A 13365-nucleotide genomic window follows, 5' to 3' on the forward strand; every position below is an offset into this window, starting at 1 on the left:
ATAAGAATCAGCGCTCGGGGCTAGCTCTCGTCCGTCAGCTCGCCCGGTGCCTCGTCGTCGGGAAGACGTTGCAATCTGCGGGCCTCATTGACCATGGTGAGCAGGGCGTCGAGAGTCTCGGGCGACAGCCCGTCGGCACGCAGAGCAAGGTTGCGGACGCGCGTGTCGCGCAGCGCGGCGGCCAGCTTGAGCTGTGAGTTCACACGTTCGGCGACCTGGTCGTCGAAGAAATACTCGGGCGGGACCCCGAAGAACTCGGCTAGGACATCGAGCTGCTCCAGGGTCACATTGCGCTTCTTACCCGTGGCCAGCTCCCACAGATAGGTCGCCGAGATCGTGCCGCCGGTGGTCTGCCTGATCTGTGCGGCGATTTTCGCGTATCCGGGGCGCTGCCGCTCGTCCGGGTAGAGCGCCGCGATCAACTCGCTCAAGCGTTGATCGAACTTGGCGAGCAGCGGTCGGTTGCCATGCTCCCGAGGGAGTCCGCTGTTGCTCATCATCCAGCCTCTGGTGGATACGTAACGCCCGGCGTGGGCTGTTCGCTGTGTCGGTCGATGCTACACGCGGCTCGGCGTGTTCATCCGCCTTGGCGGACAACATTGATGGGCCCTCAACGGCTCCCCGAGCACTGCAGGTCATCCCCGAACGGCTCGCGCCGCCCTTGGCCCACTGCCTGGGCGATCAGCGCACCCACCAGGAAACAACCTCCGCTGATCAGCGAACCGACCCGCATCCCCGACTCGAAGTGCCCAGCACCGGCGACCAGAGCGCCCAGGAGCGCCACACCCACCGCGCTCCCGACCTGGCGAGCGGCATTGAGCACTCCCGACGCGACGCCCGACCTGTTCGACGGAGCCGACTCCACGACCGCCGCCACCGCCGCGGGCATGGTGAAGGCTGTGCCGAAACCGATCGCGGCCAACGGCAGCACCAGTGCCCAGTACGGGGTCGAGCGCCCCGCAACGAGCAGGCCAAAGAACCCGGCCGCGCCGATCAGCAGGCCCAGCGTCATGGGCGCCCGCGGGCCGGTGCGCGCGGTCATCCGGCCCCCCAGGGCCGAGGCGAGGCCGGCCATCGCCGTCTGGGGCAGGATCGCCAGACCGGCCCAGAGCACCGAATAGTGACGGTACTGCTGGAAGTAGAAGGTGACGACGAACAACTGCCCGTAGAACCCGACGTTGAGCAGCAGACCGACGACCGTGGCACTGGAGAACGTGACCTGGCGGAACAGTGACAGCGGCAGCATGGGGTTCACCACCCGCCGCTCGACCAGGACAAAGAGCACCCCGCAGACGGCGAAGAGCGCAGCTGCGGCCACCGCCGTCGGCGAGGACCACCCTTGGTGCCCGCCTTCGATGATCGCGAAGGTCATGGCCCCGAGGGCCAGGACGCCGAGGGCCTGCGCAGGCAGGTCCATCCCACGCACTCGCTGCGGTCGTGGCGCCACCACACAACGGGCCGTCAGGGCCATTCCCAGCAACCCGAAGGGGAGGTTGACATAAAACACCGAGCGCCAGCCGAACGCGGAGACCAGCAGCCCGCCGAGCACGGGTCCGGAAGCCGCGGCGATACCCCCGATCCCGCCCCAGACGCCGATAGCCCGGGCACGGTCTTCCTTACGGTCATACGATGCCTGGATCAGAGCGAGCGACGTGGGCACGACCAGCGCGGCCGCGAGCCCCTGCAACAGTCGCATCACCACCAGGAACCACAAGGCCGGCGCCACGCCGCACCCGATGGAGGTCGCGACGAACAGGCCAAGTCCGGTCAGGAACGCGGGTTTGCTGCCGAGCCGGTCGCCGACGGAACCGGCCGACAGCAGCAGCCCGGCGAAGACGATGGTGTAGCCGTCGGCGACCCACTGGGCGCCCGCGAGATCGCCGCTCGACCCGAAGTCCCGGCCGATCGGCGGCAGCGCGACGGTCACCACCGTCACGTCCAGCATCACCATGAAGAAGCCGAGACAGAGCGCGATCAGCGGCAGCCGGGAAGCCGCGCGGGTCGTCGTTGGAGCTGTTTCCGCACCGGCAGGGGCTTTCACGTCATCCAGGGACATCGACGTTCCTTCACTTCCTTCCGTGCCCGACATCAGGCCAGTCGCGCCTTCACCTCGGCCGAGTGACGAACCGCCATCGCGTCCAGCTCGACCGCCGCTCCCAACGGAAGGCGCTCCATCATGAATGCCGTCCGGGCAGGCGGGTCCGCCGGGAAGAACTCCCCGTAGACCTCGTCGAAAGCGGGCATGTCGTCATAGGTGGTGAGCCACACACGCATGCTCACGACGTCACCCAACGTCATTCCCGCGGCGTCGAGGGTGGATCGTAGGTTCATCAGCGCTCGGTGCCCCTGCGCGGCCACGTCGGCCGCGACGAGTTTCCCGTCATCGTCGACACCGAAATGGCCCGCCAGATAGGCGGTGTCCCCGACCACCACTCCGGGGGAATAGCGATAGCCCGGAAGCTTGCCCCTGGTGATCAACTCGCGGCCCATCAATACCTCCACGTGGACATCGATACGTCTCCCTCGGGCCCGGAACGCATACGTCGTTGTGCGCGCTGCGCGCTGCGTGTTGCCGGGGAGCGGAGAGTTCCAACCTAGCCCCGGAAAGCTTCGGGCCCGGTCGAAGTGTGCCGTGGGGATCCCGGCCGGCCGGTGCCTGCTCGGTACCCGGGACAGTGGCAGGATCGAGGGCGTACGATGACCGCACTCAAATGGGTTGGAGAGTCATGCGCGACTTAGCGGGAGACGCGAATTTCCTTACTCCGGCCGCCCTGATCGGGGACCAGACCCGGGCCCGGATTCTGCTCGCTCTGCTGGACAATCGGGCGCTTCCCATGACGATGCTCGCGACCGAGGCAGGGGTGGCACCGTCCACGGTCAGCGGTCATCTGGGCCAGCTGGTGGACGGCGGGCTGCTGACAGTCAGACGGCAGGGCCGCCACCGCTATTTCAGCCTCGCCTCGGCGGAGGTCGCACAGGCTCTGGAATCGCTTGCCAAACTCGCCCCGCCCTTCACACCACGCTCCCTGCGCTCCAACACCCGGGCCGGCGCCATGCGTCTGGCGCGCACCTGCTACGACCATTTGGCCGGCCACCTGGGGGTCAGCGTCATGGGGGCGCTGATCGAGCGGAAGGTCCTCATCGGTGGGGACGGCGTGCACGACCCGGCCCACTCGGTCAGGGATCGGCTCTCCGCCCCCGGCTGGGACCTGACCTACCGGGTCACCGACTCCGGCTGGGAGGTGCTGAACGAAGTGGGCGTCGAGCCTCCGCTCACGACCAGGGCGATCGTGCGCTACTGCGTGGACTGGACGGAGCAGCGCCATCACCTGGCCGGTGCCGTGGGTGCCCAACTGCTCGAACGGCTGCTGGAGCTCGGCTGGGTCGTCAAGGCGCCCAAGAGCCGGGCGATCCGGGTCCCGGACGAGGGCGTGAGCGGTTTCCGCGACTGGCTGGGCATCGAGATGGACGCCCTGCGCACGCGCGCCGCCGCCTGATCGTCCCCCGGCCGGGGCCGGAGCACCGGCGGAGCACGCACCGCGTCGGATCACCGTCGGTGGGCGGGGAAACTCGCGTCCGAGCCGGCCGCGGGTCGGTCGCCACCGCGCCGGCAGCGCAGCCGATGTGCTTCGAGCGCCCGGTCGACCAGCGCACCGGCCGCGCCCAAGTAGTCGGCGGGGTCGAGGATCTGCTCGATCCGTTCGGGAGAGAGGTGCTCGAGAATGCCCGGATCGGTGCGGACCGCACGGCTGAAAGGCACACCAGTCTCGGTGGCCGCGGCGGCTGTCCTCCCCAGGTGCTGTTTGGCACCGGCCTTGCCCAGCGCGTCCGCCAAGTGCACGGCGAGCCGCTCGGCCACGAGTTGTCCCTCGGTGAGCCGCAGATTGCGTGCCATGGCGGCGGGCCGGGCGAGCAGCCCCTCGGCCAGCTCCGCCGCCGTGTGCGCCGCACCGCCCGCGATCCGCAGGGCCTCCCGTAGCGGTTGCCACTCCGCGTGCCACGCACCGGCGGGCCGTTCGTCCTCGGCCACCAGGCAGTGCATCAACACCGATACAAAGGAGGGAACTTGTAACGCGGCCGAGACCAGGAGCGTGGCCAGCACGGGGTTGCGCTTCTGCGGCATCGCGGAGGAGGCTCCGCGCCCTTCGGCCACCGGCTCGATCGCCTCGGCGACCTCGGTCCGCGCGAGGTTCAGCACATCCGTCCCGAACTTCCCCAACGCCCCTGTGAGCAGGGCAAGTTCGGCGCCGAGCGCAGCGATCGGAGCGCGGGCGGTGTGCCAGGGCAGCGCCGGGTCCGCCAGGCCCAGTTCCTCGGCGAAAGCGGAGGCCAGCTCCAGCGCGGGTGACCCGCCCCCTGGAGCCACCACACCGCGCAGCTCGGCGTATTCCTGGTAGGCGGCCAACGTTCCTGCAGCTCCGCCGAGTTGGGCCGGAAGATCACCTCGGGCCTGCCGCAGACGCAGGGACTCCTCGCCGATGGCGTGCAGCCATCCGGCCGCCTTCAGACCGAACGTGGTGGGCACCGCGTGCTGAGTGAGGGTACGCGCGGCCATGGGGGTGTCGCGGTGGCGCTCCGCCAACCCCGCCAGAGCGGCGCAGACGCGCTCCAGGTCGTCCAGGATCAGGTCCAGGGCACGGGCCGCGAGCAGCATGGTCGCGGTGTCGAGGATGTCCTGGCTGGTGCTCCCCCGGTGCACGTCGTCCGCGGCCTCCGGGTACCGGTGCGCCACCTCCCGGGTGAACTCCTGCACGAATCCGACCACGGGGTTGGCGGCCTCGCGCGCCCGGCGGGCCAGCGACACCAGGTCGCACCGCCAGCTGCCGGCCGCGGCAGCGATCGAGTCGGCGGAACTCCACGGGATCATCCCGATCTGCGCCTGGGCGCGGGCGAGGGCCACCTCGGTGTCGAGCATGGCCGATAGCCACGCACCGTCCGACAGCGCGGCCTCGGTCGGCACACCGGCTCGCACCGGTGCCATCAACCCCGCGTCCACGGCTTCGAGCCCCACGGTACCCCCGGCACACCGGCCTGCCGAGGCCGTATCGGTCCGTTCAGGCGTCACACGACACCTCCGGGCGGGAAGAGGAGGGGGCGCGCTCGGCGGACCGGCTGTCGACGGCGCCGAGCGCCGCGCGGGCCATGGCGTCGGCGTCGGCGAGTGTGACCGAGTTGACGCCGGGGCGAATGCCGGCCGCGGTCACCCAGTGCACCCCTTCGGTCGGTACACCGAAGGCGTACCGGGAGGGATGGGGTCGCCCGTCGGCCTCCAGTACCGGGTAGGGACGCGGGCCGACTGCCACGGCCCCGGTCGTGTAGCCGGGACCGTGCGGGGAGCCGATCCGGTAGGGACGGCAGCGGCCCGAGGCGAGCAGGTCGCGCAGCAGGGGATCGCGGGTGCGCCGGAGGTCGGTCCGGGGCAGGCGTGCCTCGATGACCACGGACGCCGAGAGGGGCCGTGTACCGGTCAGCCGGGACTCCACGTCGAAGCGTCCGGCGACGGTGTTGGCGACGATCCTCATGCCGGGGCCCACCAGGGTCAGGAAACCCGCTTCCAGCAGCGCGGCCATCTGCTCGATGCGGCTGCGGGGCGGGCCGATGGAGAGGAAGGCGTTCATGGGGGTGTACCAGCCGTCGAGGTGGTCCCGGTACGAGGGGCCGGTGATGCCTTGGTGGTCGACGACCAGCCGCACTTCGTTGCGCAGGTCACGCAGCACGTCGAGGGCGGCCTTGTACGGGTTGGTGACATTGCCTTGCGCCGCCTGTGCGGCGTCCTCCCGAAGATGCCGGATCAGCCAGTGGTTGAAGTCGTCGACCCCTTCGAACCGCAGGCCCGCGTCGGCCCGGTTTACCGCTTCCCAGCCCCACTTCTCCTCCGCCCCGATGCCGCAACCACGCAGCAGCTCCGGTTCCTCATCCGTGCCGGCGGTCATGGCGTACATCTCGAGGAACTCGGTCGCCGAGCTCCGGCACTCGCGTTGGCCGATCAGCGTGGCGTAGTAGATCCCCTGCACCTCCAGGCTGATCAACGGCCACACATCACGCCGGAACTCCACCTCCTCGCCTTCCTCGGCGCGCCGCCGGAACCCGGCGATCACTTCGGGGGTGAGGAACAGCGGCTGATGGCGTTCGGATACTCCCTTCTGGTTCTCGCCACGCGCGTGATAAGGCAGGCCCCGGCGCGAGCCCGCGATGAGTGTCGGCTCCTCGCCGGACGGTTCGTAGACCAGGCGGTCCCCCCGCGATCGGTAGCTGCCCCCGCGCCCTTCGGTCAACAGTGCGAGGTAGTCGAAGAAGTTGAGTCCGAGGCCACGCAGCGCCACCACGGCTCCGGGGAAGATCCCGGACAGGTCGGCCTCCGAAGGGTTCTGCGGCGGAATGTACAGGCCCCCGGCTTCCTTCGCGTGGGCGGCCAGCGCTGTTTCCGCCCCGGTCGGCTCGCAGTCCAAATGCCCCTGGGCGAGGATCACCGCGTCCAGACCGGTGATCGGCTCGCCGTCGCTCAGCTCAACGGTCTGGCTCCCGTCAGCGCTGTCGATGAGTCGCTCGGCCCTGGCCGGCCATACCGTCACTCGGACCTGTTGCGGCGCGGTGTTGACGATGCGTTCGAAGGCCCACCGTAGATAGGAGCCGTAGAAGGCACGGGTCGGATACGAGTCGGCCCCGAGCCGTTTCGCCTCCTCCCGTACCGTGAACTCGTACTCGCCGGCTCGGGCGAGCAGCCAGAAGAACCGCGCCCACTCGTACAGGCTCGGCCCCACGGCCACCGGACCCTCGCACTCGACCGAGTCGTCCGTGAATACGGTGATCTGCGACGCCACCGTGTTCATGAGGAGCTCGCCTGCCTGGTCGGTCCGCCACACCCGACCCGCTCCGGCGGGAAACGGGTCGATGACGTGCACGTGTATGCGCCGTCCAGGAGTCACCGCGGGCGCGTTCGCGCAGATTCGCTCGACGACCGCCAATCCGCGCGGCCCGGCTCCGACCACCGCGATGGACCTGGCGGTCGATGCCTGTAATTCGAGTACCAACTCATCCTCCACAATGGCTGCTTCGGTTCTGCGTGGCCGCGGGCGGCGCGTCAGCCCAGGATCTTCCCCGGATTGAAGATTCCTCGGGGATCGAGCGCTTCTTTGACGCTCCGCTGCAATGCCAGGACGGCCTGGCTCATCTCGCGGCGCATTCCGTCTCGCTTGAGCAAGCCGATACCGTGCTCGGCGGTCACGGTTCCGCCCAGTGCGATGGCCGCGTCCATGATGTCGTCGAAGACGTGCTGTGCTCTGGTCATGGCAGCGGCATCCAGGCTCGGCATCCTGATCAGGGGGTGCAGGTTCCCGTCCCCGGCGTGCGCGATATTGGCCACCGGTGTCTCCCAGCCGGCGGAGATTTCGGCGATGCGGGCCAACATCTCCGGCACCCGGCTGCGCGGCACACACACGTCCTCGGTCAGGACGGGGCCTGACCGGGCCAACGCCGGGTAGGCGAGCCTGCGGGCTTCGAACAGCGCCTCGGACTCGCCCGGGTCGGTGGACACGTCCGCCCAGGTGGCTCCGGCGCCCTTGAAGCAGTCCACCAGCACTCTGCCTTCCTCCTCCGCCGCACCCGGCGGTGCGTCGCTGCGCGCGAGCAGGAGGGCGGCGGCGCCGGGATCAATATCCGTCCGTTTCCACTCGTCGACGGCCCTGAGGCAATGGCGGTCGACCAACTCGAGGGCAGCTGGTGTCACTCCGCGGGCGGCCACCGCGGCGACGGCCCGCCCCGCGTCGGCGAGCTCGCCGAAGAAGCCGACCGCCGTCACCGGAGGACGCCTGGCGCTTCGGAGCCGCACGGTGACCTCTGTGATCACTCCGAGGGTGCCCTCGGACCCGACGAACAGCCCGCGCAGGTCGTACCCGGCCACGCCCTTGAGGGTGCGGCCGCCGAGCCGCACCGCCGTACCGTCACCCACGACGGCTTCGAGGCCGAGCACATGGTCCCCGGTGACTCCGTACTTCACGCAGCAGATCCCGCCCGCGTTGGTCGCCACATTCCCCCCGATCGTCGACCAGGCGGAGCTTGCCGGGTCGGGCGGATACCACAACCCGTGCGCGGCGCACACACGATTGAGCTCATCGTTGACCACGCCCGGCTGCACGGTGGCGGTCTGGTTGTCCACGTCCATCTCGAGCACCCGATTCATGCGCTCGGTGCTGATCACCACGCAGCCGTCGACGGCGTTGGCACCACCCGAAAGGCCCGTGCCCGCACCTCGTGGCACAAGCGGCACTCCGAACTCGGCGCAGGCGCCGACGATCGCGCAGACCTCCTGGGTGTCCTTCGGCAGCACGAGCGCCCGGGCCCGCCCGAACGGGGCTCCGGCCGCCTCGTCGTGCAGATAGCCGCTCGCGATGTCCTTTTCGGCCAGCACGCGTGAGAGCGGGGCACGAGCGCCCAGGGCAGCGATCAACGGGTCGTCCGGCATGGTGATCTCCTGAGAGCGGAGAGGGAGTCGGGGAGGGAAGCGAGCGCGGGCCGTAGCGGGTGTCGGGCCCCGGTACGGCCCACGCTCGGTCTCTCCGTCCGGCGCGGGGCGAGGTGTTACCGGATGCGGCGGGAGGAGAAGAGCTCCGCCAGCAGTGCCGAGCGCAGAATGACGCCCTTGGCCACACCCTCGAAGTAGTGCACGTTGGCCAGATCGTCCGTCTCGGGCGGCAGCTCGGGGCCGCGCGGGCCGGTGTGTACAACCGGAACGCCCGTCCCCGTGCGGCCGAGCAGCGCGCTGTTGAACACAAACCGTTCATCGAGCCGGTGGGACCGGGTGTGGGTGTGCACAGCGGTCTCGTGGAAGTCCGACAGCTCGAACGGGATCATGCTGACCGCATCGACCTTCCGAAGCAATTCGGCCGCTGAGCCCGCTGTCTCCATGGACATCCCAGTGTCCCGGATGGTGCGTTGAACGTCGTCCGGAACCAACGCGCCGTCCGGCGCGAGGAAGACGATGCCCGCCGCGCCGAAGGCGGCCAGCCCGTGGATGAGCGAACGCGCGTGCCGACAGGTGGGATCTCCTGCATAGCCCAGTGTCACGCCCTTGAGCTGACCCAACTTGGAGTGCAGTACCCACAGATCGAGCATGGCCTGCGTCGGGTGCTCCCGGTCACCGGTGCCGGCGCTGATGACGGGGACCTGCGACACTGCCGCCGCTCGCTCCGCCGCGGTGTCCTCCGTGTGCCGGAGCACCAGGAGATCGGCGTAGCTGCCCACGACCCGCACGGTGTCCTCCAGGGACTCCCGGTAGAAGTCACCGGCCCTGGTGGTCGTGACATCGGAGAAGCCGATGGTCGAGCCGCCGATGCGGCGCGCGGCGGCCTCGAAGCTGAGCCGGGTGCGGGTGCTGTTCTGGTAGAACAGCACCCCGAGCAGCATGCCGGGCGCCGACCGGGCCACGATCTCCCGCGGCTGGCGCAGCATCCAATCCGCTCTCGCCCAGACGCTCTCATAGTCGGAGCGCCGCCAGGTGCGCAGCGACACGGCGTGCCGAGGCAGCGTGGGCCGCTCGGCCGAGCGGCTGTCGGGCGTGGCCTCGGGGATGGTGAGGCCGTTGGCTACCACCACTTGCCCTCCACCGTCTTCGCCACCCATTTCTGCGTGTCGAGCATCGCGTACCCGGGCGTGACCGGCAGCGGCACCGCACCGGGCAGTTGGTCCAGCCCGGTGATGGCCTGGCCGAGACGGGACGCCAGCATGCCCTGGGCGAGCGGCGGGGTGCCCGCGAAGATAGGGCATTCCTGGTTCTTGATGAACCACTCGTCGAGGATGGGCCGGCCCGGGTAGTCCGGCATCTCCGGAATGAACCTGCTGATGAGCTGCTCGGCGTTCTTCTCGTTCATCTCCTCGCCCTCGGGGACGCCGAAGTACTCCTCCGCCGTCATGGAGTCGCGGGTCCACTTGAAGAAGAACGTGCGGTGGCCGAACACAGGGGTGAGCATCATGAATTGGCACCGCTCGGAACGACGGAAGGCCCGGTGCAGGGTGTAACGAGCCTCGATCGCGTAGAGCTCGATCTTGTCGAGGACGTAGTCGCAGCCCTCGAAGAACTCGTCCACCGTGTCCTCGGTGATGCCCTCGGGATACACCTCGATGTTCACGTCCCGCGTGGTGTTGTACACCGCCTCGGCGACGACCTCGGCCTTGTTGCGGCCCACCGTGTCGATGGTCGCGCCGAACTGCCGGTTGATGTTGGAGATTTCGAACGTGTCCGGGTCGGCCACCTTCAGGTTCTGCACACCCATCCGCACCAGGCGTTCGGCGGTCGCTCCGCCTATCCCGCCGACGCCGGCGACCCCGATGACCGCGTTCTTCAGCTTGAGCTGACGTCCCTTCTGCTCCGCCGGCGTGTCGCCCAGCCAGCCCAGGTTGCGCCGGACCCGCTCCCAGTAGTACTGCTCGCTGGTCTCCGTGGCGACAAAACGCTTGCGTTCCGACATCGATGACCTCTCACTGGTATGTGGAATTTCAGTTTTCGGGCTTGACCGCAGTAACCGACACGCCCTCGAACGTGAATGCATCCCGCTCGAAGCGCGTGGCGATTTCCTCGAACTCGCAGCACTGTTCCAGGTAGTCGATGACCTCCTTCCCTTCGGGAGTCGAGGCCGCCACGGGGCGAGGGCTGTTGTCCGGGCCGAGGACGCAGGGGGCGAACCCGACCTGCAGCTTCCCCTCGCCGAATCCGAGTACGGCGAAGCCCGTGAGCCTGCCCTCGGGATGGAACGGCAACAGCGGATAGCCTTCGCGCGCCCCGATGCGGTACTCGCCGAAGCGTCGCGCACTCTCGCGCCGAAGCCTGGCATCTCCGCGTCCGAGATAGGCCGAATCCTGCAGCCGTTCTTCGAGTCCCGGCAGATCGAAGGCGAAGTGTCCCAGCCCGTAGAAGATGGGACGGCCGCGGTGGAACTCGATTCCGCGCAGCAGGTGGTGATGGTGTCCGAGCACCGCGTCCGCGCCGGCGTCGATGGCGGCATGCGCGGTGTGCACCTCGTGATCGGTCAGGACGAACGGCCTGGTGAAGTCGCCCCAGTGAAAGCTCGTCACCACCAGATCCGCCTGCTGGCGGGCCTGCGCGATGTCCTCACGCATCGCCTCGATGTCACCCTCGTCCGGAACGGTGGTGACCCTGGGTAGCAGTCCCGGGTTCCACTCGTTCTGTTCCCAGGGCGAGTAGAGCGTGCTCGCCCGCACCGGGGCGAGGCCGGGTACGCCTGGGCGGGCTTCGTACCCTCGAGGGAAGACTGCGGCGTAGGCCAGCACCGCCACCCGCCCCCGGCCGGTGTCGATCACGGCAGGCCGATGTGCCGCAGCACTGTTCTCACCGGCTCCTGCGGTGGCCACTCCGCTGTCCAGCATGAGCTTGCGAGTCTCGAGCAGCGCGAGCGACCCGCCGTCGAGGCTGTGATTGTTGGCAAGCGAGACAACGTTGATACCGGCGTCCGTGATGCTCGTTGCATGCGCCGGCTCCGCGATCACCGGCACACCTGCGCTCGGGGCCCGCTCCCCGGTGTTGCTGTACACCCCTTCCAGGTTGGCGAACGTCACCTCCGCGCTGCGAAAGACACTGCGGACATGCCGAAACGCTCCCTCCGGTTCCTCGCGGTGCACGAAGACGTCCCCAACGGCGACGATGTGTAACTCACCCATCTGTGGCATGGCCCCTTCGACCGCTCCGACCGCACCATCCGCAATAGTGGATGAGCGCGGGCTTCACCATACGCTGAAACCTGCGTTGAGCGTCAACAACAGCGAACGGAGAAGCGAGAGTTGGCGCAAATGCATCCATTAAAGTGGACGCTCGATGGGCCTCATCGTTGCCGGCGCAGGCATGGCCGACCTGGTCAGCGAGACGGTCCGCCATCCCGTCCGTCCGTGCGATATCCCGCGAGTTCTCCTGAGCCCCGCTGGTTGATCGAGGCCGTGGCCTGGGGCTTCTTCCCCCTTCGAGTGCTCTGCCGGCCTGTGGCGTAACTTCGGGAATCCTGAAGCGTTCTCAGCTCGTGCGACCGATCTACGGTCTGGCCGAAGGCGAGGAGGTGCGGGTCGTCGGCGCTGGCGGCAGTGCGGGACCTGCGCGAGTACCGGGAACCGGTCTCGGCGGAGGAACTGGAGCGGTTCGAGACCGACGTGCTGGCGGGCTTCGTGTTGGCGCGGGCATCGGTGGGGCTGACGGACGGCACACATGGTCGCTGTACCGGACCTCTGGACAAGGAGCCGGGACGCGACGGCTGCCCATACCGGTCATCGCGTCCGTTGTGGCGCACTGCACGAAGATGGGCAACCGTCTGGCGATCCTGGAACCCCCGCCCGTTGAGAAGCCCTCCGAGGTCACCGTCTTCGTCGGGTCGTTGGCGTCCTCCGACACGGACGGTGCCGCGTTCACGACCGTGTACTACCCCTGGCTCACCGTCCCAGGGCTCGACAGAGCGAACCGCACCGTACCGCCGTGCGGCCACGTCGTCGGCGTCTGGGCCCGCAACGATGCCGAACGCGGCGTGTTCAAAGCCCCGGCGAACCAGAACCTCCGCGGCGTCCTGTCCGTCCCGACGGTCCTCACCGACCAACAGAACGGGGACCTGAACTCGACGGGCGTGAACTGCCTGCACGTGTTTCCCGTCATCGACACCGACACCGACACCGACGGATACATCGCCTGGGATGACTTCCAGCGCATTCCTCGACCGCGACGGCGCGGGCGACGACGCTTGAGGGCGCCTTCAAGGACTGTTGGAACAGCCTCAAGGACGGTGACGTGACCCGTGACGGTCGTGTGTCCCGTGAAGAGACGCTCATGATCGTCGAAAAGACGGTGATCGGGAAAAGGTCGAGACGCTCCCTCCTACGTCCGCTCGCTCCCAGAGGCGGGGCCCCACCTCATGTGCGGCGGCGACGGGCCTGTCGACTACGCAAAGTTCGAGCAGTACATGAAGGCCCGCAACGTCACCGAGCAGGTCGCCAACGACGAGTACGCGCAGCTCACGCAGGGATCCTCCTCCGGTCTGCTCGACAAGGCCGCCGCGCAGGCCTGGGGCTTCACCTTCTTCGCTTCTCCGGACCCCAGCCCGGAGAAGTGGCTTCTCGGCCTGTTCTCCGTCCGACGCGCCAGACCGCCGGGCGGCGCGGTGGCCGCCCGCCATTCGCGGCAGCCACCGCGAACGGCGCTCGACCATGAACCGGCTGCCACGCCGCTGGGCCCGCAGCGCCTGCTGTGGGTCTGTACGGTCTTCGGCTCTGTCCCGTAATCGGTGGTAGCGCTGGGTAGTGATCACTGGAGGAGGATGCGGTGGCGGAGCAGGGGGAACCCGGCTCGCCCGTGCAGCTGCCTCATGATCTTCTTGGATT

Annotated in this window: 12 protein-coding genes; 3 read left to right on the forward strand and 9 right to left on the reverse strand. The window is 68.7% G+C overall.

Annotated features, from left to right (window positions below; translation table 11 throughout):
* Positions 1-20 precede the first annotated feature (20 nt).
* The 3 genes from ABTZ03_RS14930 to ABTZ03_RS14940 form a co-directional block, all read right to left on the reverse strand.
* Entirely contained in the window at positions 21-500 is a 480-nt protein-coding gene (locus tag ABTZ03_RS14930; protein ID WP_350513352.1) for a hypothetical protein, read from the reverse strand.
* Positions 501-610: 110 nt separating this feature from the next.
* Entirely contained in the window at positions 611-2056 is a 1446-nt protein-coding gene (locus ABTZ03_RS14935; protein ID WP_350513353.1) for an MFS transporter, read from the reverse strand.
* 32 nt (positions 2057-2088) lie between these two features.
* Complete coding sequence (locus tag ABTZ03_RS14940; protein ID WP_350513354.1) at positions 2089-2502, reverse strand: RidA family protein; 414 nt, start codon at positions 2500-2502, stop codon at positions 2089-2091.
* A 224-nt stretch (positions 2503-2726) separates the two neighbouring features.
* On the opposite strand from ABTZ03_RS14940, the gene ABTZ03_RS14945 reads away from it, so the two are divergent.
* Positions 2727-3497: an ArsR/SmtB family transcription factor gene (locus ABTZ03_RS14945; RefSeq protein ID WP_350513355.1), complete on the forward strand. Its 771-nt coding sequence runs from the start codon at positions 2727-2729 to the stop codon at positions 3495-3497.
* 50 nt (positions 3498-3547) lie between these two features.
* Here ABTZ03_RS14945 and pcaB read toward each other — a convergent pair whose 3' ends face one another.
* The 6 genes from pcaB to ABTZ03_RS14975 form a co-directional block, all read right to left on the reverse strand.
* On the reverse strand, positions 3548-4981 hold the full coding sequence (gene pcaB, locus ABTZ03_RS14950; RefSeq protein ID WP_350513356.1) for a 3-carboxy-cis,cis-muconate cycloisomerase: 1434 nt from the start codon (positions 4979-4981) through the stop codon (positions 3548-3550).
* Between the two features lie 73 nt (positions 4982-5054).
* Positions 5055-7043 (reverse strand): FAD/NAD(P)-binding protein, encoded by a 1989-nt coding sequence (locus ABTZ03_RS14955; RefSeq protein WP_350513357.1) that lies wholly within the window; start codon positions 7041-7043, stop codon positions 5055-5057.
* A gap of 38 nt (positions 7044-7081) precedes the next feature.
* Positions 7082-8461: an FAD-binding oxidoreductase gene (locus tag ABTZ03_RS14960; protein ID WP_350513358.1), complete on the reverse strand. Its 1380-nt coding sequence runs from the start codon at positions 8459-8461 to the stop codon at positions 7082-7084.
* 116 nt (positions 8462-8577) lie between these two features.
* Positions 8578-9591: an aspartate carbamoyltransferase gene (locus ABTZ03_RS14965; RefSeq protein ID WP_350513359.1), complete on the reverse strand. Its 1014-nt coding sequence runs from the start codon at positions 9589-9591 to the stop codon at positions 8578-8580.
* Positions 9582-10463, reverse strand: a complete 882-nt coding sequence (locus tag ABTZ03_RS14970) for a ThiF family adenylyltransferase (RefSeq protein ID WP_350513360.1) — start codon at positions 10461-10463, stop codon at positions 9582-9584. Before ABTZ03_RS14970 ends, ABTZ03_RS14965 begins: the two co-directional genes overlap by 10 nt.
* Positions 10464-10491: 28 nt before the next feature.
* Positions 10492-11679, reverse strand: coding sequence for a CapA family protein (locus ABTZ03_RS14975; protein ID WP_350513361.1), 1188 nt, complete (start codon positions 11677-11679; stop codon positions 10492-10494).
* Between the two features lie 617 nt (positions 11680-12296).
* Between ABTZ03_RS14975 and ABTZ03_RS14980 the strand changes: the two genes are divergently transcribed.
* Positions 12297-12779, forward strand: coding sequence for a phage tail sheath subtilisin-like domain-containing protein (locus ABTZ03_RS14980; RefSeq protein ID WP_502894472.1), 483 nt, complete (start codon positions 12297-12299; stop codon positions 12777-12779).
* A 120-nt stretch (positions 12780-12899) separates the two neighbouring features.
* Complete coding sequence (locus ABTZ03_RS14985) at positions 12900-13265, forward strand: hypothetical protein (protein ID WP_350513363.1); 366 nt, start codon at positions 12900-12902, stop codon at positions 13263-13265.
* The last annotated feature ends 100 nt before the right edge of the window (positions 13266-13365 follow it).

The organism is Kitasatospora sp. NPDC096077, assembly GCF_040303245.1.
Lineage (GTDB): Bacteria > Actinomycetota > Actinomycetes > Streptomycetales > Streptomycetaceae > Kitasatospora.